Raw genomic sequence first — 23,007 nt, forward strand, 5'->3', positions numbered from 1 at the left:
GTCTATCAAGCTAAGAAAAGCGAACATCCAAAACAAAAAAGATGGCGAGGTTAATGTTGTAGCATCTGGAAAGCAGGCAGTCTCTAAAGCCTAGTTAAGCAGATACAGTAATCAAGTATTCTATGTTACGAATGAAAAAGGATCTGATATGAATATCAGATCCTTTTTCACTGCTTCTTTTATAAATTTAAGTTCTTCATACATACATCGTTTCACACGAGGTTGCTATTTACTAGTACACGATAACCGGTTCATACGTGCTTAAATTATCATACACAGTATTTACAATACTAGAAGGCAGGTTCACACATCCTCTAGATCCGCCTTTTCCCGTAGCAATGCATAATTTATTTCCTTTAAGGAAAGGAAATATGTCCACTGGCTTTTTAATAGAATCAAAGTGTATTTTTATTTGTCGGACTTAATCTTTTCGCAATACTCTTCTAAAGTTAACCCATTTTCTTTTAGATAAATAGCAACTTCTTTTCCTACATAACGATAATGCCATGGCTCATACTTAATACCAGTAATATTCTCTTTATCTTTTGGATAGCGGAGAATAAACCCATACTCTGCAGCATTCTTATCTAACCATTTGAATGCATCAGTCGTTTCAAATTTTGCATTTAAATCTTCTACCGTATTCTGCCATTCAACTGAAATAATGTCTAACGCTAATCCAGTATGGTGTTCACTTGCACCAGGATACTGAAGATATTCCAATGCCTTAGCACTAGCCTCTTTATCCGACAAACCTTGAGATTTATAGCTTTTAACTGAAGCATCATAATAAGTTTGTTGTAATTTTATAGCTCGATAACCTGATCTTAAATAAAGGTTGATTCCCTCTTTTTTTGCAGCTGTTACCATATCCTGATAGGAAGTTGCAATTCTGCTATCGATTTTCATATTTGGCTTAGCATTTTGAGTGATACTTGTTAATTCAATTCCTAGTTCCTTTGATAACATATGCTCTCTATTTACAAGGATAATTCTCCAATCATTAAGATCAGAGATAGGTAAAACATCTTTTTTATTCGCATTTATCTCATTTTTATTTTTATCGTTATTATTAGTAGTTTCCTGAGATGTTTGCTTTCCACTACAAGCAGCAAGGCTCCATCCCATTGCCAATACCAATGCTAAAATTATAAATTTTTTAATTGTATCTCATTCCCTTTTTGTTTATTAGTCTTTATACCAATTTCCCAACACATCTCTAGGAATCTCCTTGAAATCCTTCAAAGAAACGGGGCCGACAAATTTTTTAATCCCATGATTTTTAGAATCTTCATCCGAATAATCTTTTAAAAATTGAATTTTAAATTGTTTCTTACCATCAGCATAGTCGGTTACTGTCGGTACGAGTGCCGCTTGTCGTATACCAAAAGTTTTATCTTCATACTTGACGAATTGTATATAAGATAGTCCTCCAACCAATGTTTCTAATTTTTCTTGAGCAGAAATAAGATTTCCAAGAGAATAATAGATTAGCGTTTCATGTCCATCTTTATTTTGTTTCCACTCAATTGGTTGAATTACATGTGGATGATTTCCAATTACTACATCTACACCTAAATCTGTTAAATATTGAGCAACTTCTTTTTGTTGCTTTGAAGGTGTAGTGGTATATTCTACTCCCCAATGCACCATAACAATCACCATATCAGAGCTATTCTTTGCCTTTTCCACATCATTTTGGATCGCCTTTTTATCAATTAAATTTAATGCCCAAGACTTATCAGCTGCAACTTTAATTCCATTCGTACCGTATGTATAATTAAGTAGCGCAAAACGAATACCATTTTTTGTAATCGTTTTTATTTCATTGCGTTCATTTTGACTCTCATTAATGCCTAACGGGATAACATCCGGATATTTCTTCCAGTATTCTCTTGTATTCATAACACCGTTAATACCCATATCCATAGCATGATTTGTCGCTTGAGTCACTATATTGAATCCAGTGTCCACTAAAGATTGACCTACTTCTTCAGGTGTATTGAAAGTAGGATATCCCTGTACTTTTAGATTATTTCCTGCAATTGGAGTCTCCTGATTCACTATAGCAAGATCACTTGATTGAACAGCTTTTTTTATATTTTCATAAATATAGTGATAATCATATGAACCGTCTTTTTGTTTGCCATCTTTAATTACTGCATCATGATATAAATTATCACCCGTTGCTATTAAATTCACAGCCGATTTTACTTTTTTATCTTCAATAAAATTAGGAGATTGTTGAATAGGACTTTTATCTACCCAATTTGGTGCTTTTAATGATTTATCTATATTTGATTGAGCCGGTGGTAATGAAGCTTTAGATGTCTTAACATCCGTATTACCACAAGCGGTTAAAAGCACTAAAAAAATAAGACATAATAAAAAAATTCTTTTACTTCTCTGTAAATTATGTAACATGTGATCCTCTTTTCTGTTTTATTACTTATAACCAGTTCTAACAAATAACTTTTTAAAACAGCGTATTTTGGTTTTACACTTAATCATGGAAGGGTTACATCTACTTCGGAATATTCGGATAATCATTTTCCACTTTCTAACAATCTATCGATTCCATCAGAATTGATAGATTGCTAGAAAAACATTATCCACCAGGGTGTCGACCAGATTTTAATCAGCATCCTCCAGATATTGAATTTGATATACTTGTTCCAATTGTAGTAGCTGGTTAATCTAAACAAGAAAGGAGAATAGTTCATATAGCCTCCTCTCTTGCTTTACGTTTGTGAGTGGCTCCAAAAAGAGGGAATCGTTGCCGGACCCCCTTTAGATATTGCGAAATCTTTGTAACTAATTTCTTTAAGTTGAGCGACAATCATTCTACTGATAACAACAAGTAAGACCCAAGAACTTATTTTACCAATATACGAAAAAAGTATCAATATTTTCTGCGATCCGTATAAAGAAGCCAATTAGGAGAAATGAAAAAGGAAGTGGCATTTTATATGTGTTGTTTCGCACTGTGAATTGTACATAAGTTTTAGCAAAAATAATAAATAAAGGCTCTATTGCAAAGTTTTCTACATGAAGCTACACTTTAGAAAACAGGATCTAGGAGAATTGGGCATGTCTTTTCGTTCTTCCCAGAAAATATATTTTCCTTCACTGATCAATTGTAAAAAAACAAGCCATCCAATTCATAGAGGATGAATTGGATGGCTTGTTCTGTATCAAAAAGAAAATCTGTTATTTGATTACTTCAATTTCCCCTCAAAAACAATTTTTCTACCACACGGTTCAACTTCTGTTTTCCCGTCTTTCTTCACTTCATGAAAGATTGGCTCTTCCATGCGACGAGACGGTGCATATCCTTCTTGTTCCATACGTGCTAAACAGTCTGTAATTGTTTCGTTTTCTAGTACTTCAAATTTCTTTTTATTAGGTTGTTTTGTCATGCCCTAACCTACTTTCTATTTTTCTTGATGCGAATTGATTCTTCATGTAAATAATATATAACATTGCGAGAATACCCATTATAATCATAACTGCAATAAAAAAGCTTGTATACTGTATTTTTTCTATAAATACGCCTCCTAATACAGGGCCCATAATACTTCCTATACTAAAGGCGATTCCGGATAATATATTACCTGCTGGTAGTAAGTGCCTCGGTAATAAATCTGTCATAAATCCAAGACCTAATGAGAAGCACGAGCCAATGACCATACCAGCTAAAAGCATACAGGCAAAGACGATCCAGTAATATTGATCAAATACTGCTGCAAGTAGGAAAATGCCAGTACTTACGCTGAACATCCACGTTAAAATACGATCTCTTCCGTATTTATCACTTAACATACCGAGCGGGATTTGTGTAATAATACCTCCAACTGCGAATGCTGGTAATAAGAAGGAAACTTCCGCTACAGACCATCCTTTGCGAAGTGCGTATACTGGCAAATTACTATTTAACATCGCTTCAAGTACACCGTATGCAAGCGGACCAATTAACGCAATCCACGCTAATCCAACGACTTGTTTATAACGAGAAAAGGATGATTCACTTTCAGCTTTCGCCTCATCTTGTGCTGGAAATGCATTTTTCGTTGGTAGTAGTAAAAGCCAACCTATTAAGCAAAGTATAGTAGATACGATAAATGGTGTTGCAAGACCGTACTGAACAGTGCTTGCTAAATACGGACCAACTGCGAAACCAATTCCGAAGAATACACCGTATATCGATACTTGTCTACCTATTTTACTAGGATCTGACGTTGTCGTAATCCATGTTTGCGTTCCGACATGGAGCATATGATCTCCAACACCAACTAGGAACCTAAGAATAAACCATACCCAAAATGAAAAAGTTTGTGTAAAAAAGAATAATGAAATAATAACGAGAAACCCACCAATTACGATAATTGGTTTCATTCCAAACTTTTGCATCGGTTTTTCAAGAAACGGTGAAATAAATAATATCCCGATGTATAATGCCGTTGCATGAATACCGTTAATACTTGAACTAACCCCTTCTTGTTCAAAAATCATTGCAATGGCAGGTAAGAGCATACCTTGTGATAAACCTGAGATTGCCACAATCCCAACCATAATCCAAAAAGTAAAACGCATCGACATCCTTTTCCCTCTCTTTCTCACGCTTTCCAACTTTCATTATAAACTGTTTCTTTACATGCGTGTACGAATATTAGCAATAAAAAAGAAGCTAAAAGAATCAACCTTTTAGCTTCTTATCCTTCCCAAACTTGTGCTTTCACATGGTAATGAAAATGTTTAAAATATGGATTTTCATAAAATGATGGTCCATATAAGTAGTAATGTGCATGGGCGATTGGTAGTTGCTGCACTTGCATATACATCGGATCAATAATAATTTTTACATATTGATGATCATTATATGGCGAATGATACATTAAAAATGGATTATGCATTGACTCTCTCCCCTTATACATACAAATGCTATAGTATATGCAAGTTTTATATTTTGGGAATTATTTATTGTCTAACCAATCCTCTACATGCTGTATAAACACATCTAAACAATCAATAAACGGTGAATGCCCGCAATCTTCTAACACCTTCAACTCCGCATTTGGCAAATGTTTCGCTAATTCCTCGCCAACTACTTGTGGTACGACATAATCGCGGTCACCTTGTATGACGAGTGTTGGGGCTTGAATACGGTGAATATGTCCATTTCCTCGTACAACACCATTATGTTCATCTGAAATATTAAATGTAACTAATGAATAGTTCACATCAACGAAATTGCGCTGCGTTAACATATCATCTAAATACTTTTCATAACGATCCGGTTCAGGTTGATTATGTGTATATATTAGTAGATTCCATACTGTACGGTAATATAATTTATTCATATTTTTTATTGCATCTAGTACGGGGGCAATTTGCACTGGATCTTGCGCAATTTCTTCTTTCGTTTTTAATAAACTCGATACGATTGGTTGCCCGTTAATATCTTTTTTAAATATCGGGTACCCTTTCATTCCAACCGATTCTACTAATATTAGTTTTTCTACAAAAGTTGGGTGGCTCGCTGTAAACTCCATCGCAACACCGCCGCCCATTGACCATCCCATTAATGAAAATTTCTTTACATTTAATTTATCTATAAAAAGTTTCACATCTTCCGTAAAGTCTTGCAAAGAATCTATCGGCTTATTATACGTTGATTGTCCAAATCCTCTTAAATCAATTGCGTAAATATGATATTGATTTTGTAGTTTCTCAATAACTAAATCAAAGTGTTGTGACGATGTCATATTTCCATGAATGAGCACGAGTATTTCTTCATTTTGCCTTCCAACTTCTTGATATGCAATCGTTTCTCCGTTCGATAGTGAAACATACTCCATTGTTGCAGGCTTAATCATCACAAGTTCCCCCATTCTTTTAATAGAAAGAAAATTCTTTACTTAATTAAAGAATACCACACAGAATGTATGTTCTCAATATAAAATCTATACGAAATTTCCACATAAAACTGCATGTCTATTACTAGACAGTTATTATAAAAAAGTATATAGTTAGCTAGGTAACTAATTTGAAAGGATCCAAATACATGGACGAAAAACAACATTTTTTCCACATTGTCAGTCAAACTTCTCGTAAGTTTACGAAGAAATTTAATGAACGTGTATCTCCAACAGGATTATTTAGTGCGCAATGGGCTGTTATTTTCCGCATTAATCAAACTGGATCTTGTACTCAAACAGAATTATGTCAGTATTTAAATGTTGAATCACCAACGATGACCCGCACGTTAACACGTATGGAAACGATGGGCTGGATTATTCGTACGGAAGGAAAAGATCGCCGTGAGAAGCTCATTTCCTTATCGGAAACAGCAATAGAAATGATTCCAGTATGGCAAGAAGAAGTTGATTCCTTTGAAGAAAAGACGCTAGAAGGTATTAAAGAAGAAGACTTACATGAAGCTTTTCAATTGTTACAACAAATTATCAAAAATTTAGATCATTAATATGGAGGGATGACGATGCAAAGTGAAAAACTTTGGACGAAGGATTTCCTCGGAACTTGTTTTAGTAGTCTGTTTCTCTTTTTAACATTTTACATGCTTATGACTACTCTGCCTGTCTATGTTATAGACAGCCTAAAAGGAAAACCTGAGGAAATTGGTTTAGTTGCAACTGTTTTTCTTATTTCATCTGTTTTATGTAGACCATTCACAGGAAAATGGCTCGATGATTTAGGAAGAAAGAAAATATTATTCATTTCACTTTCACTATTTTTAGCCGCTACTGTTATGTATTTCGGTACGCAAAGTTTATTTTTATTACTTGCCCTTCGCTTCTTACATGGTATTGGATTCGGAATGGCAACAACAGCAACTGGAACAATTGTAACTGATGTAGCACCAGCTCATAGACGCGGTGAAGCACTTGCTTATTACGGCGTATTTATGAGTCTACCGATGGTAATTGGTCCTTTTTTAGGTTTAACAATTATTTCCCATTTTTCATTTACTGTACTATTTATCGTTTGTTCAGTATTTTCATTACTCGCATTTTTATTAGGATTACTAGTCGATATTCCACATGAAAAACCAGTAAGTAAACAAACACGAGAAAAAATGAAATGGAAAGACTTAATTGAACCATCTTCTATTCCAATCGCTCTAACAGGATTTGTTTTAGCCTTTTCTTATAGTGGCATTTTATCCTTTATTCCTATTTATGCGAAAGAACTCGGTTTAAGCGAAATTGCAAGTTACTTCTTTATTTTATACGCACTTGTTGTTGTAATTTCTCGTCCATTTACAGGAAAAATATTTGATCGTTTCGGTGAAAATGTACTTATTTATCCAGCTATCATTATTTTCACAATTGGGATGTTCATTTTAAGCCAAGCGCAAACTTCATTTTGGTTCCTTGGCTCAGGTATGTTAATCGGTTTAGGATACGGAACATTAATTCCAAGTTTCCAAACGATTGCAATTTCTGCCGCTCCAAACCATCGACGTGGTTCTGCGACAGCTACTTACTTCTCGTTCTTTGATAGCGGCATTGGCTTTGGTTCTTTCATTTTAGGTATAGTCGCTTCCAAATCAAGTTATCATAATATGTATTTTATCGCAGCTATTATCGTTGCGTTCACTTTACTTCTTTATTATGGATTACACGGACGAAAACAAAAATTCAAGAAACAAAGTACAGACGGACAAATCTCTGCATAACGCTCATAAGGAAAGTAAACTTACCCGTTTACTTTCCTTATTTTGTATTTCTTTTAAGACGAGCGTATACTTATAATAGAAACTAAAGGAGGTACATACATGAATGTAAAGAAATCTCCCCTGCTATTACTGTTACTAGTATTACTATTCGTAGTTACAGGGCTTGGGTTTACTTTTTTTAAACATAATAAAACGACCCCCACTAAAGATACTGTCACAAAAGAAAACTGGTTAGACGATCCTTACTTACGCTGGTCGTATACACATATGAAAGAATTTACTTTAATTAATGAAGTAAAAAACAATCCTGACCAAGTTGCTCCCTTCCCTACCGCGTTACAAAACTTAGACGATTTTGCTGTGGAGCGTAGATTTGGAAATACAACTCCTCTAAAAAAACTTTTAGACGAAAACAAAACAGACGCTTTTGTCGTTGTACATAATGGACAACTTGTTTATGAGCGATATTTCAATGGATATAACGGGAGTGATCCTCATGGAATGGCATCATTAGCAAAGGTGTTTACTGGTGCAATCATACAATCTCTCGCTGAAGAAAATCTTATTGATGTAGAGAAAACAGCTGACACTTACATAAAAGAATTAAAAAATACACCGTTTGGTAAAGCAACACTTCAGCAATTACTGGACATGCAAGTTTCTGCTGAATACCCTACTCACGGATATATGCAGCTAGGACTAGAAAATCAAGATGCACAACTATATTTAGCTAGTAATATTTTACCCCGAGGTAAAAATTACGAGGGGCCTATGAAAATTTATGATATGTTACTAGAGGCAGAAGAAACTGCACCGCCTGGCTCCGCTTTTTCTTACAATAACGGCTCAAGTGAAACACTCGCTTGGATTATCCGAACAATCACTGACAAATCATTAGCGGAAAATGTAAGCGAGCAAATTTGGTCTCAAATTGGTATGGAAGAAGACGCTTATTACGTTACAGATGAAACAAAAGTAGAACAAGCAAGCGCTGGTTTAAATGCAACTGCTAGAGATATGGCGAAGTTCGGGCAATTACTTTTAAATAATGGTCAATATAACGGAAAACAAATCGTCCCTTCTTCTATTACAGAAGGTGTAAAAAATGTACAAGAAGGCGAACTCGCAATTGGCAGCGGCGCTTCAATTTCTTATCATAATCAATGGTGGATTCCGCATAATGAACAAGATGCTTTCGAAGTGTTAGGCAGTTACGGACAAACTCTTTACATCGATCCGACAGCAAATATGGTAATCGTCCACTTCTCTTCTAACGCTGCGCCTAGTAATGAAATCCATTCGGTTTATTCCGATATGTATGTTGATATTGCACATCATTTGGAGAAGCTTCCGCGGTAGTGGAGGCTTTTTTATTTACACAAATCCTATTCCAGTTATCACTTGGTTATTAGAAGTTGCCGAAAGGATTACTATTTGAACCACGCCTAAACCCTATTTATAGTGATAATATTTTATAAATTTGAAAAGACTAGTGCTTAGGAAAGGAGGGATTGTGAATGTCTGTGAAAAAGCTATTAACTGGATTAATCATTTCCCTTACGATGATTGTAGTTATGACTACTTTAGGATCGCTCCGTGTATTTGCCGAACCCGACGTTGTGAGACAGCCTATCGAGGTTGAATTGAATGATGATTACTTTAATCCGAATGTCATCACTGTTCCGGCTGGGAAAACGACAACGTTGCTATTAAAAAACAAAGGAAATAGAGATCACACCTTTACGGTGAAAAAGCTCGGAATCGACGCTGAGGTCCCGCCAGGAAAAGAAAAAACAATTACCGTAAAACCTGAAACCCCCGGTACATATGAACTAATATGTCGGTTCCACTACTTGAAAGGAATGGATGGAAAAATAATAGTCAAATGACATGCAGTACCGACCCTTACTTTTTTATGAAGTGACACTTAAATTCGCGGGGGGTGTCTATCCCCCACGGATTATGAGCTCTCACTAATCGGTTTTTTACGTGCAGCATAAAATCTTTACATTGTCGTAGCGTACGAAATTTGTGTTTTGTTGGTACTAGCCCATGCCCATCAACTTAAGAAAATAGATTCACCCCAAAACGAAAAAATGAGCTTTTCTGTTAAAAGTTAGCACAAAATTTCGTTCTGGGGGTATTTGTTTTTCTTAGCTTGATAGCAATGTGGCGGTACCCCATTACGAAAGAATAGAATAAAGAAGAAATATTCCTTAACGTACAATTTTCTTTTTTCGATCGTGTGACCCCTAGTAACTGAGTAATTATAAAATAGCTTTCTTCTCAGCTTCATTCCTTTCAGAAACTTCAAGTTTCATATATATAGAAGAAACATAGTTCCTTACAGTCCCTTCAGATAAAAACAATTTTTTTGCAATTTCTTTATATCGAAGTCCCTCTTTAAGAGCACCTAAGACCTCAATTTCACGTCGAATTCATAAGGATACTTTTTGGGTATTGAGCTATATGCTTTAAACAAACGATTCGCAACACCTTGAGACAACATAGTCTCTCCTGAATTTACCAATCTAATTGCCGCTACTAATTCTTTAGGTGGGGCAGATTTAAGTACATATCCTTCAGCCCCTGCTTTAAGTGCTTCAGAAACACTAGAAGATTCTTCAAAAGTCGTCACTATAATAACTTTCGTATTTGTTTTGATATTTAACTGCTTTTGTTAGATGTAAAGTATTCCAGATACTGATGGCATTGATAATTATGTTTAAGGCACTGGCCCTTTGCAATTGATGCTGTATGGTTTGTTCCCTAAGCTCACCTTATTTCCCGAAGAAAATAGCTCTTGCAAGTCCATTCATGGCTTCTCCTTTAATTCGAATGGTGGCAGCACCTTTTATTAGAATTGTCCCCTTAGTTTAACAAATGCTTTTTTGTAAATAATATGTTTGTTAAACAATTAATTAAGGGGGACTTGTATGCCACAGGATCGGAAAGCAGAAGTTCAAAACGATGCATACGAAGGAAAAGCGATCATGCCAGATAATCCACAATATCTACCGCGTCACGTGCAAATGGAGCTGCCTCACGAATTTTCTGTAAATCCTCTGTTTGCCCGCGAAGGAGAATCAGTCGTTCCGCGCTTTCACATGCCTGATGAAGGCATGTTACCAGAAACAGCGTATCAAATCGTCCATGATGAAATTGCTCTTGATGGCAATGCCCGCTTGAATCTTGCAACATTCGTTAGCACATGGATGGAGCCTGCCGCAGAGCACTTATATGCCAAATCATTCGACAAGAACATGATTGACAAGGATGAATATCCACAGACAGCCGAAATTGAGGAGCGGTGTGTCCGCATTTTAGCCAACCTCTGGCATTCGCCCACCCCCCTTACGACTATGGGCGTTTCAACAACTGGATCGTCGGAAGCATGTATGCTCGGGGGGCTTGCGTTAAAGAGACGCTGGCAAAATGCACGCAAAAGCGAAGGGAAGCCGGTGGATCGGCCCAATATTGTGTTTAGTTCTGCTGTTCAAGTCGTTTGGGAAAAATTCGCGAACTATTGGGAGGTTGAACCACGCTATGTGAAGGTTAGCCCAGAGCATCCCCGATTGGATCCTCAGGGGGTCCTCGCTGCCGTGGATGAAAATACGATTGGTGTAGTACCGATTCTCGGTGAGACTTATACCGGGCTTTACGAACCGGTTGCCGCCATTGCGAAAGCGTTGGACGATTTACAGGAGAGGACGGGCCTCGACATTCCCATGCATGTGGATGCGGCTTCGGGGGGATTTATAGCACCGTTCCTTCAACCAGATTTAGTCTGGGATTTTCAATTACCGAGGGTGAAGTCCATCAATGTATCCGGACATAAATATGGATTAGTCTATCCTGGGTTGGGTTGGATAATTTGGCGGGAAGCTGAAGATCTCCCTGAGGATCTAATCTTCCGCGTCTCCTATTTGGGCGGGAACATGCCGACTTTTGCCCTGAATTTCTCTCGTCCTGGCGCACAAGTGCTCCTGCAATATTACAATTACCTGCGTTTGGGGAAAAGTGGGTACTATGATGTCCAAAGGGCTTCTCAGAAAGTCGCTCTTTTTCTTAGCGAGGCGATTCAGAAGATGGAACCGTTCGAACTTTTGTCCGATGGTTCGGATATTCCGGTTTTCGCTTGGCGACTGAAAGATGGTTACACATTAAACTGGAATCTTTATGATTTATCTCGACAATTGCGTGTGTTCGGCTGGCAAGTACCCGCCTATCCATTGCCTCCAGATATGGAAGCGGTGACGATTATGCGCGTTGTGGTTCGAAATGGATTTTCCATGGATCTCGCGCATTTATTTTTGAGGAACCTCAAACAGACCGTTGCCTTTCTGGATTCCCTGGACGGGCCTATGCCACATGATACGAAATGTGATAATGGGTTTCATCACTAAATGAAAAAAGCCTAATTTCTTCATATTTAATTGAGAAATTAGGCTTTTTAATATTGAAATTTCCTTAACGTTGTAAATCAGCATTTTTCTGACGCTACCCCATAAAGAAAAGACACCCTAAGGTGCCTTCCTCCGACTTGAACCATCTAAATTTTAATAATATGTATTGGACTCCCATCCAAATATTATTTTACTATGTTAAGTTATATTGTTCATTGAGGGTATCGCCAGCATTTCGAAAAACCCCAGGTTAAGCAAAAAATATAATAAGCCGCCCATATGGACAGCTTATTTACATAATTATCGTTATCGGAAGATATGTTCATAAATAATGAAAACTCTTCTTTATAATAAACATAATAAATAAAGTATTTGCATTTAAACTTTATAAAACTCAAATGTATTTTTTTCTAAACATATTGTTTCATTAGAATTTTTGATAATAATATTAAAAATTTGACTATACGGATGCATAAACACTTCATACTGAATCCGACGTTCTTCATGAGACTTCCTTAAATAATTAATATCGGCTCCTCTTTCAATAATATCACGGCTAGACCTTCTCATTAATTCTGTTTCTCCATCTGTATAGAAGTAAATTTTCAAATCAAATAAATTTGGATTAATAAATGCGACACTCATTCCTTCTACAATCGTCACCTTATTTTTCGAAGAAATTAACTCACTTTTTATATAATGTGTATCCATTGTATAAAAATCTAAACCAGCTCTTACCATTTGAACATCTCTTTCTAACGCAGACAAATGATGGGCTGATGGATGACAAGCTGTCATTTTATCATAATGATTTTCATTCTGATATGTATAGTGGATATTTGTATACTTTCGTACATTTGAACTAACAATGTATGGATCTGTATTAATATAATTCACTTTATTTTGATTTAATTGGTTTATGAGCTTATTGGCGAACGTTGTTTTTCCGGCAGCACCGTGTCCTGAAATGCCAATAACAATCTGTTCATCGGTCATACTAATCCAATTTATAATTTCTTGTAATAACTTTTTCATTATTCTCCCCCTGTTACTAATATATCCCTTTATTTATATCATCTTAATATAGAGGTATCCTTCTATAAAATCATACACGAAGTGAAAAAATGGTATGATTATCCATCATATCATCTCTATTTTAAAAAAACTATATTAATTTTCGAAGGATTTTATTGTTATTTAAACAACAACTTTATTATTTAATAAAAAATTCTTTCTCTAGGGGTAGTACCACATCGCTATCAAGTTAAGCTTTTGAAGACCCCCCAAAACGAAATTTTATCTCGCTACAGTTAGTTACTTATAAGAATTTAGATTCGTTTGAGATAACAATAAATTTCTTAACCTGATGGTGATGAAGCGAGACCTCATTTAGAAAAAGCATCCTATTTGGATGCTTTTTCTAAATGAATATATTACTATCTAACTGCTGCTATTGATCGTCTCAAAAAATCCAGTAACTTCATCATAAAAAATACTCTTAGATTTATCTAGGAGCATTTTTTATGAAACAGTATTTTTTATTTGCTTATGAACCACTTTATTATAGCAACCATGTTTTACTACTTGCCTAACATCATCTACTTCTATTCCCATTATCTCTGAAATATCTACAACAATTGTATTCTGTAGAACACTCACTACATATCCCATTAATTGCAAATTAGAATTTTTACGATATGAAAATTGAACGTAATTCCCAATGGTTACCTTTATTTTATACTCCATTTGGTACCCTCTGAATCATCTTTTTCACTTAACTTAGTGTACCATCTCCAATTGCTGCGTAATTTTTCTGTCTAACTTTTCGGGTTCAGTTCATTATATTTTCTACTTTGTCTTTATATACAACATATTCTTTCCCATCCACTACTGCTACCACTGCAAATTCATCTTTTGGATTGAATGAAAGCCAGTCAGCCCACATGTTTGTATTTGGTCCTCCACTCCACATATTATGAACAGTGTTTTTAGTTAAATTCATAACTTTATAAGACGCATTTGGTGCATTTGTTCCAGTCTTTATTTCAAATGTGTATGCGTTATGAATTTTTTTATAAAAATAGAAAACGTTTGATGGACGAAGCTGATTCATAAAATCCTGTTCTTTTTTCTCTGCAATTTTTATCCCTTCTTGTAATGTGACAACATCTGTTCGTAATGTTTTCCAACTGTCTTTAGCTGCATTCAAGTTAGGGGCTAAGAATTTATATCTATTTTGATCGGCTTTTTGATTAGCTTTATCAATATGTCCCAGTACGCCCGAATATTGAGAGTCTAAATCATCCCATTGCGTGGACATATAAGTAAGAGCAGTAATAGCATTATCAATCGCACTATGCATATCACTAATATTATGAAACGCAACTCCTACTACACGATTTAATGTTATCTTATAATCTACATTCTGACGTAATTTTGCTAATTCCGGCTCTAGCCAACCTAACTTACCTCTTGCATCACCTATCATTATCCCACCAGCAATCAATGTGGGAAGAAAGGGGATCTTTACCATGTCTAATCCTTTAGATTCTATGTCTTTCTGATAGTTTACTTGCCCTAAAAGGTCCTCTAGACGCTTTTGATCATCCTCTACCGCAGCTCCTTGGTTTTTTAAAATAGACTGCAAGGTCTCTTTATGGCTCCCAAATACTCTAACATCTTCTCCAATAGCATTTTTAAATTTAGTTAATTCTTCTATTAATACTTTTGCAGACTTTTGATTTTGTTGAATTTCCTCCCGTAAATCCGTAATCCCTTTTTTTAAAGTATCTCCATTCCCAGTATTGATCGCCTCTACTAATGTTTCATAATGATTTTCAAATTTTGTATCGTATTCAATAATACCTGTCAATGTATCTAAAAGCTGTTTTTTTACTTTCGTATTCCATGAAACTGCATGTGCTCTTGCATTCTTTTGATCTTGTACAATTTTACTAGGTAAATCTGCATATCCATTAATAGTAATTCCTTCAAAACTCACATCCGGATTATTAATTAACAAATAAGAATATTCATTCATAGATTTTACAAATAACCCAGCATCTTGCACAGTTTTTTTCATCTGTTCTTCATTTGCTGAAAGAGACATATCTCCATTGTTAGTTTGTTCAATTTCACTTGCAAAAGCTACTACTGGTGTAACTGCATAAGTTGTTGTCATAGTTAAAAATGTCGATACAGCGAGTATTTTATAAGGGATTTTTTTCATCATTTTATACTTCTCCTATATAGGTTTTGATTTCTAATTCTATTCCTATTCCTCTTTAAAAGCGACGTCTTTCAATTTTTTTGAAAATCAGCAATACAGCACGGTTATCTTGGTATCTGGGTAAAAATTTTATAAAAACGAAAGGCGAAGTCTTTAATGAGACTCCGCCTTTTTGGTGTATAAGGAATTATTAATTGTTGCATTACTATTGAACAACGTAATCATAGATTCTCTATGTTTTAGGTGACTTTGCAACAAAACTAATATTTTCTTATTTTTGCGGAGTAACAGGCTCCACTTTTAATTCTTTGATTCCTTCTTTTAAAGTGACCGCATCTGTGTGTAATGTTTTCCAACTGTCTTTAGCTGCATTCAAGTTAGGTTTTAAGAATTTAAATTTATTTTGATCAGCTTTTTGAGATGCAGTTTCAATATGTCCAAGTACTCCCGAATATTGAGAATCTAAATCATGCCATTGCGTGGACATATAAGTAAGAGAATTAATAGCATCATCAAGTGCCTTATGCATCTCACTAATATTAATATACGCAACTCCAACTACACGATTTAATGTTACTTTATAATCTACGGTCTGACGTAATTCTGCTAATGTAGGCTCTAACTTAGATAAATTACCTTGTGCTCCGAGTACTATTAGACCACCAATTAACGGTAGGCCAAAAAGGGCACCCTTCATTACATTAAATCCATCAGATTCTAATTGTTTATAATAATTTACTGATCCTAAAATTTCATCTAGACGTTTTTGATCGGCCTCAACATCAGCTCCTTGGTTTTTTAAAATCGATTGCAAGAGATCTTTATTACTTCCAAATGCTCTAACATCTTGTCCAATAGCGTCTCTTAATTTAGTTAATTCTTGTATTAACTGTTGTGCAGACTTTTGGTTTTGTTGAATTTCACCTCGTAAATCTGTAATTCCTTCTTTTAAAGTTTCTCCATCCCCTGCATTAATCGCATCTACCATTGTTTCATAATAATTGTCAAATGTTGTGTCGTATTCAACAATGCCTGTCAATGTATCTAAAAGCTGTTTTTTTACTTGTGTATCCCATGTAAGAGCATGTGCTCTTGCATTCTTTTGATCTTGTACAATTCTACCAGGTAAATCTACATATCCATTAATAGTAATTCCTTCAAAGTTCACATCTGGATTTTTAATTAACATATAAGAATAGGCATTCATAGATTTTGCAAATAACCCAGCCTTTTGCAAAGTTTCTTTCATCTTCACTTCATTTGTTGAAAGAGACATATCTCCATTATTTGTTTGTTCAATTCCGCTTGCAAAAGTTGCTACTGGTGTAACAACAGAAGTTGTTGTCAAAGTTAAAAACGTCGATACAGCGAGTAGTTTATAAGGGATTTTCTTCATCATTTCATATTCCTCCTATATAGGTCTTAATTTTCAGTTCTATTCTTGTTTAAAAGCGATGTCTTTCGAAATGAATTCTGCATCTTTATGAATATCATTCCAGCTTTGTTTAGCAGCTTTTAAATCATCCGGTATTAAAGAGAATTTATGTTCTTGCATAGAGTCGATATTATCATGTAAATCTGTATAGTTAGCCCCCATTGTATTCCATTGCTTTTGAATATTCGTTAGAGACAGTATCGCTTGGTCCACTGTCTGATACAGATATGCCAATGTGTCTTTCGCGTTAGTAAGCGAAATAACTGCTTGGCTAGCACGATCAGCTTTCGTACCTAATTCTCCGATTTTTTTAGAGATTTCGTTATAGGAGTTCATATGACCAGACGCCGTGACACCAGCTGCTGTTCCTAAACCGATACCAGCTGCACCAAGAGCCGACAGGCCACCAATAACAGCCGGTGTTGCTGTACCGCCAGTTACGACAATTACTACCGCTCCTCCAATAGCTGCAATAACTAAAATAGCTGCTCCCAATCCACCACCAATTGACCAGGCTAATACATCGTCAAAATGTTTTTTCTGAGTAGAACGGAGTTGCTCAATTTCAGCTTGAAGTTGTGGAATCGTAGCCTGTTGACCTGCTAATATTGCCGTTAATCCACCTTTCCCATCTGGGCCACCAACATTATTTTTAAAATCTGTAGAATTTTGATATAGTTTCCCTTTGAAGTCTTGTAACATCTTAATTACATCTGTAACTTCTTTTGAATTTGTATTAATTGTAGTGATTAAATCATTTATGCCCTCTTTTAGGCCTGCCTTATCTTTCTTTTGTACAGTATCTACTAATGTGTCGTAATAATTTTGAAATTGTTCATCGTAATTTACAATATTACGTGCTGTTTTTTGAATCTGCGGTTTTGCTGTATCTAGCCAATAATTCGCATTGATTTGAGACAGTTCCTGATTAAGGTGAATATTTTTGATTAATTCTCCCCCTTCTGAACCTAAATCAATATTGGATAAATTTACATTCGGTTGCTTAATCATTGTTTTTGCGTACAAATCCATTACAAGAATATGAGATCCTGTTTCAGCCAATGCTTTCTTCAGTCCTTCAGGCCCTAATGCATAATTCCCTATTTCCTGTTCTTGAGCGGTCTGTTCTTGTGCAAATGCATGAATAGTGTTACCGGTAGTAGAAGTTATAACCGTTGCCAGCGTGGCTAAAGTTAACACTTTAAATGGAAATTTATTCATATCTATTTTCCTCCCTATTTTTCGATAGATTCTTATAATCTTCATACTTTTTATAAATTCCTAATATTAAAATTTATAAACCTGTTCTTCAAGATAACTTGTCATATTTTTTAATCTTCTTAATGTATCTTTTTGAGACTCCTGGTTAGTAGTATCAACATTAGTAGATAAATTTGTAATACTATTTTTTATTAGATTCAAATCTTCTTTATAGCGTTTCATTAGATCAAGTTCTACATCTACTTGATTTGCAAACGTATGCAAATCATTTTGCATAAGAAGAAGCATTGATTTTTGTAAATCTGCTATTGATAGTTTCGTTGTTAAATCATATAATTTTTGGTTTTGTTTCTCTAAATCATCTAAATGTGCTCGCTGTTCTGCTGTTAGTTTATTTACTTCAGCGAAGGCACCATATGTTTTCTTAATTTTTTCAGTGTCAATAGCTTTCATCAAGTCATACTCTTGCGTTTTTGCGGCTGCAGCTGCAGCTATTTCACCTTGCTTGCTTTTCTCAATTGCTTCACGAGCTGCTTTTTTTGCCGATTCAATCTCTAGAGCAGTTTTACCCTTTTCTTTCGCTTCTTGCGCTGCTTTTGTCTCTGCTTCTAAAATAGAGTTATTAATTTCTTTTCCTTTGTTATACGCTGCCAACCCTGCTTGTGCAGCCGGTTCAATGATTTCTTTTGAAAGACTATAGACTTCTTTGAAAATAACAAATCCTTGTTCATTTAAAGCTCCTGGTACTAATGCTATTTGTTGTAAATCATTTTGAATTGCTTTTTTTGTATTTAGTAATTCATTTTTTAGCTGGTCTATTTTCCCTGTTCCATCTGAACTTAGTACATCCTGTGCTTTTGTCACATCAGTATCGAGATCTTTAAGTTTTTTATCAAGCTGTAATTTAAGATCTGTTAATTCATTAATCTGACGTTGTACATTGTCTTGGTTCGTCATAGCCATTTCTTGAAGAACTTCAAGTCTATCCACAAAACCTTCTTTATCTTCTTTATTGTCTACAAACGCTTTTAATGTTGGATAATAGCTATTAAATTTAGTTACAAACCCTTTACTTTTTGAATTTAATAGAATTAAATGTGGATAAAGTTCTGATGACCATTCCTTCATATCTTGCTTGATTAGGAATTGATTTGTATTTAAAGCTGGGACTTCCTCAAGCTGTACATTAGGACTCATTAAAGCTTGATCAATATATGTTTGGATTAATTTAGATTGTGCACCTAATTTTCGTAAGGATGAGGAAATATCCGTATTCTCTTGTTGCGTTTCTGCCTGAACGATTGGCATTGCGAGAGTATTGATAGGAATAGTCGCCCCAGTTACTATTGATGTTATTAAAAAACCTTTAATTATTTTATTTTTCATTCCGTACACCTCTTCACTATTGTCTGTTTATAATCTTATACATACATCTTGAACGACCTAACGCTAGGCTCTTTTCTTGCACATACTTGAGGAAGGAGAATTCTTTCGGATAGAGAGTGTTAAACCCTCGTTATTATTTACTTTTTATAGAATGTAAGGACCTTACTTCCCCCTCATTTAAATACTATGTTTTTCACAAGTAAACAATAAAAGTTCATCACCTATATTTGAATTAGCTGTCAAATGAATAGTATAATATTGATTTTTCTCTGGAGTTGCTGCTTGACTTACAGGAGCCCAGATAGATAAACTCATTGTTCCTAAAGCTAACCCTGCCATGACCTTTTTGATAATAAGTTCATAATATCTCTCCTAGTTTTGTCGGCAAGGCCCTACAAGATTACAAAAGATGAAATTATACTGTACATTGCTTATACTTTTATTACGGAATAAAATCATTTCTGCTATGTAGAAACTTAAAACACTTTTTCAAATGTGATACTTTTGAGATTCTAGACCCTTTTGGAAATGAACGAATATTACGATAATTAATTTCGACATAATATTACTTGCAACTTTAGTGAACATTTATTATTGCAATCTTCTCCCCCTCGAGTGGTCATACCAATTGCACCTTTATTAAAACATCAATTTTTTAATACGTAAATAGTAGAATTTTGTCGATTATATTCAATAATTCGACTATCGAGTATTAATGTGACTGAAAATGTTATACTTATAAAATAATTTTTTAATATAATTTAAGTAATTATAGCAGTTACAACTTGATATGCTTAGTTAAAAAGGAGTTATTTTAACTATATAAAAAATAGCTAATATAATTTAAATTTTTTTTAATATAATTTAATCACACTCTGCATATCGATCCCCTTTATTTAGATATGCATAATTACATATTTCTCCATGACAAAAAACAACAAATAAACAACAAATAAACAACAAATAATAGACAAATAAACAACAAATAAAAGATAAATAAGCAACAAATAACAACATTTTTAAAAAACATGTCGTTATTTGTTATTTTTCGTCATAAGATTTATAACTTAATATAAAGATTTAATAAAATGCGGTTTAATGTCAGCTCTAAAAAACAGTAAAATTGGTACAAAGTTGAATACATTAATGATTACAGCTAGTATCGTATGGGTTCTATTGCAAAGTTTTCTAACTAGGGTACACTCTAGAAAAAGGAACGAGGAGAATCATACATGCAATATTTTAATGGGAAACAGTTCAAGAAAGATTTTATTTTGGTAGCCGCTGGCTACTACTATCGTTTTTCTTTAAACTATCGGGATGTATCTGAGATTTTGAAAGAACGTGGGATTTCCGTACACCCTACAACTATCATGCGATGGGTTCATGAATATGGTAATCTTATTTATCAGATTTGGAAAAAGAAAAACAAATCTGCGCAACTCTCTTGGCATCTGGATGAAACCTAAATTGGGTAAAAACAAATCAAGACTAAAATGAAGAAAATATAGAATAAATAAGGCCTCCTACTTTGGTTATATGAACACAAAGTAGAAAGCCAGTTTAGTTTATGTTGTTCAACAATCGCACTCTTCACCTTAAGTTCTACTCGAGTTAAAACAACAATTGTTGTAATATGAAGTTATTAAAACATTTGTTGTTTTAAAGAAATTACGGGAAAACAATTTGTTTTTATGGCACGATATCGAAAAAAAGCAAAAGAACTTGGGAGGAACTTTTAAAAATATCCTCCGTATGAATAAAGCCTTTGATAAAATTAGTGCGATTGCCTTTGTTCGGCAAATGCACCCGATTACGGAATAGTAGCGCCCCCCAGTATAATCACCTTTTTACGAAATAAATGCTCCCATCATAAACTTTTGGCCTATTAAAAATAATCCCCAAGCAACTATTCCTAGTGAAATCGCTAGAACTAAATGAACAGATTGCTTTAATGCGATATAGATCACAAACAGCATTATCGCTGTTGCAGGAAATCCTACTAAAACGCCAAGTGTAAATTTGTTGATGTTTTGAGTAGATTCTCCTTGAATTGTTAGCCAAATAATACTTAGGATGCTGATTAAAGGAAGAGCAGCTACAATGCCTCCATATACAGGGAATCGCCTAGCCAATTCTGTTACGATGCCAATAATGGCAGCTGAACTTATAATTTTTATTAGCAAATACATTCATTTTGATACCTCACTTAAAATACGAAATGCTTCAACTACCATTTCCCTTTCATTAGCCGATAACCTGGTAAGTGCAGCTTGCAGTTTATTTTCATCTAACTCTGTATTCTTCTTTAATATTGCGGAACCTATTTCTGTTAAATGTAGATACACCTTACGTTGGTCTTCTTCCGACCTTTCTTTATACAACCATCCATTACCCACTAATTTTTTTACATGTTCCGAAGCTGTATTGTGTGAAATTGATAATTGCTCAGCAATGTCACGAATCATAACATATTGCTTTTTCTGAACCGTTTGTAAAATACGAACACTTTGATGTGAAATGGCTTCCTCTTGCTTAGGATGTAAATTGAAGTAAATATCGGAAAAGTAATTATTTATATTTTGAATCATTAAACCACGCTCCTACATTAATTGTATAATACGATTATATCGCAAATGACGATATATTATCAATAAAAAATTCTCCCTGTCTTTTCTATTTTAGTAACGGGGATCAGAGTATAAAATAAGCGCTTATCCTTTTTCAAGGATTGCGCCCGTTTGTTAAACATTATTTAAAAATATCTTCTAGTTCATCTTTTAATATTTCCTTGGTCTTGCCTAGATTGAATTGGGAATTATCAAGCCAAATTTTCTTCATATCAAGATTGTCGTAGATTTCTTTTTCGAGCAACTTCATAGCCTCTAACACCTTAATAGTTCCATCTACTCCATATAATTTGTGGCTTTCCCCGTAACCTTGTTCAGTATAATATTCGATAAACCCCTCCGACCATGCTTTTGGCCGTTCATCTAAAGCTTTTTTAAAGGATGTTTCAAGGTTGTTTTGATCCACATATATTAATAACGGATTTAAACTTTTTATATTCTCGGCTAACCCTAAAACGTAGCCTGAAACCTCTTCCATCGATCTATTATATTTGACCAATCCGATAGTCAATGGGTTTTGCATAAAACAACATTCAAATACATAAGGTGAATCTTCATGAAGTGCCTTTTCACCAAAGTCCTTCCAACTTTCCGTTATGAGTTCTGTATTTTTTTCAAATGAAAGTTCATAAATATCACGAGTGCAAATTTCATTGAATAGCTGATGAGGTATTTGTTCCCCATATTTTTCCTTGATTTTAACATACGGAATAAAATATCCGTTTCCTTTCATCACCACGTTATTTTTTAGCATTTTTTGGTACTCAGGGTATTCTTCTAGAAGTCTTCTATATTCGTTTTTATCAAAAAAAGCGACACTATCATAATCAGCAGGGTGATCTAAATTGCCTTCTAAAAAGAGTTGAGCATCCAACCCTTGTTTTTTCAAAAGCTCGTGTACAAGTTTTGCAATAGTTGTTTTTCCTGATCCGGGTAAACCTTCGATCAAAATTAATTTTGTATTCATCCTGTCTCCTTTGTTTAATTCTTTTTCAGTTAAA

At 34.7% G+C, this 23,007-nt stretch carries 23 protein-coding genes and 3 pseudogenes; 6 read left to right on the top strand and 20 right to left on the bottom strand.

The features are described from left to right. Positions 1-408: 408 nt before the first annotated feature. The 7 genes and pseudogenes from MHI07_RS14940 to phaZ form a co-directional block, all read right to left on the bottom strand. The gene (locus MHI07_RS14940; RefSeq protein WP_321145680.1) at positions 409-1,140 is read right to left on the bottom strand and encodes a M15 family metallopeptidase; all 732 of its coding nucleotides are present in this window, start codon (positions 1,138-1,140) and stop codon (positions 409-411) included. 48 nt (positions 1,141-1,188) lie between these two features. Then, the gene (locus MHI07_RS14945) at positions 1,189-2,424 is read right to left on the bottom strand and encodes a CapA family protein (protein WP_016100474.1); all 1,236 of its coding nucleotides are present in this window, start codon (positions 2,422-2,424) and stop codon (positions 1,189-1,191) included. Between the two features lie 317 nt (positions 2,425-2,741). Beyond that, positions 2,742-3,024: pseudogene (locus tag MHI07_RS14950) on the bottom strand (DUF817 family protein); the annotation flags it as partial. A gap of 194 nt (positions 3,025-3,218) precedes the next feature. Beyond that, positions 3,219-3,419 (bottom strand): NETI motif-containing protein, encoded by a 201-nt coding sequence (locus MHI07_RS14955; RefSeq protein ID WP_000166302.1) that lies wholly within the window; start codon positions 3,417-3,419, stop codon positions 3,219-3,221. After that, positions 3,403-4,599, bottom strand: coding sequence for an MFS transporter (locus tag MHI07_RS14960; protein ID WP_088099277.1), 1,197 nt, complete (start codon positions 4,597-4,599; stop codon positions 3,403-3,405). Before MHI07_RS14960 ends, MHI07_RS14955 begins: the two co-directional genes overlap by 17 nt. Positions 4,600-4,712: 113 nt before the next feature. Next, the gene (locus tag MHI07_RS14965; protein ID WP_131231390.1) at positions 4,713-4,913 is read right to left on the bottom strand and encodes a hypothetical protein; all 201 of its coding nucleotides are present in this window, start codon (positions 4,911-4,913) and stop codon (positions 4,713-4,715) included. Positions 4,914-4,973: 60 nt separating this feature from the next. Then, positions 4,974-5,876 (bottom strand): intracellular short-chain-length polyhydroxyalkanoate depolymerase, encoded by a 903-nt coding sequence (gene phaZ, locus MHI07_RS14970; protein WP_002161144.1) that lies wholly within the window; start codon positions 5,874-5,876, stop codon positions 4,974-4,976. Between the two features lie 188 nt (positions 5,877-6,064). Between phaZ and MHI07_RS14975 the strand changes: the two genes are divergently transcribed. The 4 genes from MHI07_RS14975 to MHI07_RS14990 all read left to right on the top strand — a co-directional run bounded on the left by MHI07_RS14975 (position 6,065) and on the right by MHI07_RS14990 (position 9,588). Then, positions 6,065-6,484: a MarR family winged helix-turn-helix transcriptional regulator gene (locus tag MHI07_RS14975; RefSeq protein ID WP_002013810.1), complete on the top strand. Its 420-nt coding sequence runs from the start codon at positions 6,065-6,067 to the stop codon at positions 6,482-6,484. A gap of 15 nt (positions 6,485-6,499) precedes the next feature. Then, positions 6,500-7,699, top strand: coding sequence for an MFS transporter (locus MHI07_RS14980; RefSeq protein WP_340824782.1), 1,200 nt, complete (start codon positions 6,500-6,502; stop codon positions 7,697-7,699). Positions 7,700-7,798: 99 nt separating this feature from the next. After that, complete coding sequence (locus MHI07_RS14985; RefSeq protein ID WP_070139690.1) at positions 7,799-9,058, top strand: serine hydrolase domain-containing protein; 1,260 nt, start codon at positions 7,799-7,801, stop codon at positions 9,056-9,058. A gap of 158 nt (positions 9,059-9,216) precedes the next feature. Next, positions 9,217-9,588, top strand: coding sequence for a cupredoxin domain-containing protein (locus tag MHI07_RS14990; RefSeq protein WP_088078915.1), 372 nt, complete (start codon positions 9,217-9,219; stop codon positions 9,586-9,588). Positions 9,589-9,966: 378 nt separating this feature from the next. Here MHI07_RS14990 and MHI07_RS14995 read toward each other — a convergent pair whose 3' ends face one another. The 3 genes and pseudogenes from MHI07_RS14995 to MHI07_RS15005 form a co-directional block, all read right to left on the bottom strand. Beyond that, positions 9,967-10,137 carry a response regulator transcription factor gene (locus MHI07_RS14995; protein WP_340826906.1) on the bottom strand — a complete coding sequence of 57 codons (171 nt, stop codon included), beginning with the start codon at positions 10,135-10,137 and terminating at the stop codon, positions 9,967-9,969. Further along, positions 10,113-10,337 (bottom strand): hypothetical protein, encoded by a 225-nt coding sequence (locus tag MHI07_RS15000; RefSeq protein WP_340824786.1) that lies wholly within the window; start codon positions 10,335-10,337, stop codon positions 10,113-10,115. The genes MHI07_RS14995 and MHI07_RS15000 overlap by 25 nt, the downstream gene beginning before the upstream one ends. A gap of 4 nt (positions 10,338-10,341) precedes the next feature. Then, positions 10,342-10,530 (bottom strand): annotated as a pseudogene (locus tag MHI07_RS15005) (Tn3 family transposase); the annotation flags it as partial. Between the two features lie 105 nt (positions 10,531-10,635). Between MHI07_RS15005 and MHI07_RS15010 the strand changes: the two are divergent. Beyond that, complete coding sequence (locus MHI07_RS15010; protein ID WP_340824790.1) at positions 10,636-12,105, top strand: glutamate decarboxylase; 1,470 nt, start codon at positions 10,636-10,638, stop codon at positions 12,103-12,105. A 378-nt stretch (positions 12,106-12,483) separates the two neighbouring features. Here the strand turns inward: MHI07_RS15010 and MHI07_RS15015 are convergent, their stop codons facing one another. From MHI07_RS15015 to MHI07_RS15045, 7 genes are all read right to left on the bottom strand, one after another. Further along, positions 12,484-13,140: a uridine kinase family protein gene (locus MHI07_RS15015; RefSeq protein ID WP_340824792.1), complete on the bottom strand. Its 657-nt coding sequence runs from the start codon at positions 13,138-13,140 to the stop codon at positions 12,484-12,486. 486 nt (positions 13,141-13,626) lie between these two features. Beyond that, the gene (locus MHI07_RS15020; protein WP_002144097.1) at positions 13,627-13,851 is read right to left on the bottom strand and encodes a DUF2187 domain-containing protein; all 225 of its coding nucleotides are present in this window, start codon (positions 13,849-13,851) and stop codon (positions 13,627-13,629) included. A gap of 85 nt (positions 13,852-13,936) precedes the next feature. Further along, a complete protein-coding gene (hblB, locus tag MHI07_RS15025; protein WP_340824794.1) occupies positions 13,937-15,337 on the bottom strand; it encodes a hemolysin BL regulatory component HblB in 1,401 nt (466 codons plus the stop codon). Positions 15,338-15,605: 268 nt separating this feature from the next. Then, the gene (hblA, locus tag MHI07_RS15030; protein WP_340824795.1) at positions 15,606-16,733 is read right to left on the bottom strand and encodes a hemolysin BL binding component B; all 1,128 of its coding nucleotides are present in this window, start codon (positions 16,731-16,733) and stop codon (positions 15,606-15,608) included. A 36-nt stretch (positions 16,734-16,769) separates the two neighbouring features. After that, complete coding sequence (gene hblD, locus MHI07_RS15035; protein WP_340824796.1) at positions 16,770-17,990, bottom strand: hemolytic enterotoxin HBL lytic component L1; 1,221 nt, start codon at positions 17,988-17,990, stop codon at positions 16,770-16,772. A 66-nt stretch (positions 17,991-18,056) separates the two neighbouring features. Further along, positions 18,057-19,376, bottom strand: coding sequence for a hemolysin BL lytic component L2 (gene hblC, locus MHI07_RS15040; RefSeq protein WP_215579049.1), 1,320 nt, complete (start codon positions 19,374-19,376; stop codon positions 18,057-18,059). Between the two features lie 177 nt (positions 19,377-19,553). Further along, a complete protein-coding gene (locus MHI07_RS15045) occupies positions 19,554-19,715 on the bottom strand; it encodes a hypothetical protein (protein ID WP_154214316.1) in 162 nt (53 codons plus the stop codon). An 893-nt stretch (positions 19,716-20,608) separates the two neighbouring features. Here MHI07_RS15045 and MHI07_RS15050 point away from each other — a divergent pair. Continuing rightward, a pseudogene (locus MHI07_RS15050) lies at positions 20,609-20,842 on the top strand (IS6 family transposase); the annotation flags it as partial. A 384-nt stretch (positions 20,843-21,226) separates the two neighbouring features. On the opposite strand, the gene MHI07_RS15055 reads toward MHI07_RS15050, so the two are convergent. The 3 genes from MHI07_RS15055 to MHI07_RS15065 all read right to left on the bottom strand — a co-directional run bounded on the left by MHI07_RS15055 (position 21,227) and on the right by MHI07_RS15065 (position 22,973). After that, positions 21,227-21,568 carry a DUF3147 family protein gene (locus MHI07_RS15055; protein WP_215557217.1) on the bottom strand — a complete coding sequence of 114 codons (342 nt, stop codon included), beginning with the start codon at positions 21,566-21,568 and terminating at the stop codon, positions 21,227-21,229. Continuing rightward, positions 21,569-21,967: a MarR family winged helix-turn-helix transcriptional regulator gene (locus MHI07_RS15060; protein WP_002199889.1), complete on the bottom strand. Its 399-nt coding sequence runs from the start codon at positions 21,965-21,967 to the stop codon at positions 21,569-21,571. A 160-nt stretch (positions 21,968-22,127) separates the two neighbouring features. After that, the gene (locus MHI07_RS15065; protein WP_078181424.1) at positions 22,128-22,973 is read right to left on the bottom strand and encodes a hypothetical protein; all 846 of its coding nucleotides are present in this window, start codon (positions 22,971-22,973) and stop codon (positions 22,128-22,130) included. Positions 22,974-23,007 lie beyond the last annotated feature (34 nt).

The sequence above is a fragment of the Bacillus sp. FSL H8-0545 genome, assembly GCF_038006105.1.
Classification (GTDB): Bacteria; Bacillota; Bacilli; order Bacillales; family Bacillaceae_G; genus Bacillus_A; species Bacillus_A cereus_U.

Excerpts from the sequence above, each read along its gene's own strand:
- MHI07_RS14980 (WP_340824782.1), top strand. The coding sequence starts at position 6,500 with ATGCAAAGTGAAAAACTTTGGACGAAGGATTTCCTCGGAACTTGTTTT.
- MHI07_RS15060 (WP_002199889.1), bottom strand. The coding sequence starts at position 21,967 with ATGATTCAAAATATAAATAATTACTTTTCCGATATTTACTTCAATTTA.
- MHI07_RS15020 (WP_002144097.1), bottom strand. The coding sequence starts at position 13,851 with ATGGAGTATAAAATAAAGGTAACCATTGGGAATTACGTTCAATTTTCA.
- MHI07_RS14975 (WP_002013810.1), top strand. The coding sequence starts at position 6,065 with ATGGACGAAAAACAACATTTTTTCCACATTGTCAGTCAAACTTCTCGT.
- MHI07_RS15010 (WP_340824790.1), top strand. The coding sequence starts at position 10,636 with ATGCCACAGGATCGGAAAGCAGAAGTTCAAAACGATGCATACGAAGGA.
- MHI07_RS15045 (WP_154214316.1), bottom strand. The coding sequence starts at position 19,715 with ATGGCAGGGTTAGCTTTAGGAACAATGAGTTTATCTATCTGGGCTCCT.
- MHI07_RS14965 (WP_131231390.1), bottom strand. The coding sequence starts at position 4,913 with ATGCATAATCCATTTTTAATGTATCATTCGCCATATAATGATCATCAA.
- hblD (WP_340824796.1), bottom strand. The coding sequence starts at position 17,990 with ATGAATAAATTTCCATTTAAAGTGTTAACTTTAGCCACGCTGGCAACG.
- MHI07_RS14945 (WP_016100474.1), bottom strand. The coding sequence starts at position 2,424 with ATGTTACATAATTTACAGAGAAGTAAAAGAATTTTTTTATTATGTCTT.
- phaZ (WP_002161144.1), bottom strand. The coding sequence starts at position 5,876 with ATGATTAAGCCTGCAACAATGGAGTATGTTTCACTATCGAACGGAGAA.
- MHI07_RS15065 (WP_078181424.1), bottom strand. The coding sequence starts at position 22,973 with ATGAATACAAAATTAATTTTGATCGAAGGTTTACCCGGATCAGGAAAA.
- hblB (WP_340824794.1), bottom strand. The coding sequence starts at position 15,337 with ATGATGAAAAAAATCCCTTATAAAATACTCGCTGTATCGACATTTTTA.
- MHI07_RS14990 (WP_088078915.1), top strand. The coding sequence starts at position 9,217 with ATGTCTGTGAAAAAGCTATTAACTGGATTAATCATTTCCCTTACGATG.
- MHI07_RS14955 (WP_000166302.1), bottom strand. The coding sequence starts at position 3,419 with ATGACAAAACAACCTAATAAAAAGAAATTTGAAGTACTAGAAAACGAA.
- MHI07_RS14960 (WP_088099277.1), bottom strand. The coding sequence starts at position 4,599 with ATGTCGATGCGTTTTACTTTTTGGATTATGGTTGGGATTGTGGCAATC.
- MHI07_RS15055 (WP_215557217.1), bottom strand. The coding sequence starts at position 21,568 with ATGTATTTGCTAATAAAAATTATAAGTTCAGCTGCCATTATTGGCATC.
- MHI07_RS15015 (WP_340824792.1), bottom strand. The coding sequence starts at position 13,140 with ATGAAAAAGTTATTACAAGAAATTATAAATTGGATTAGTATGACCGAT.
- hblA (WP_340824795.1), bottom strand. The coding sequence starts at position 16,733 with ATGATGAAGAAAATCCCTTATAAACTACTCGCTGTATCGACGTTTTTA.
- hblC (WP_215579049.1), bottom strand. The coding sequence starts at position 19,376 with ATGAAAAATAAAATAATTAAAGGTTTTTTAATAACATCAATAGTAACT.
- MHI07_RS14985 (WP_070139690.1), top strand. The coding sequence starts at position 7,799 with ATGAATGTAAAGAAATCTCCCCTGCTATTACTGTTACTAGTATTACTA.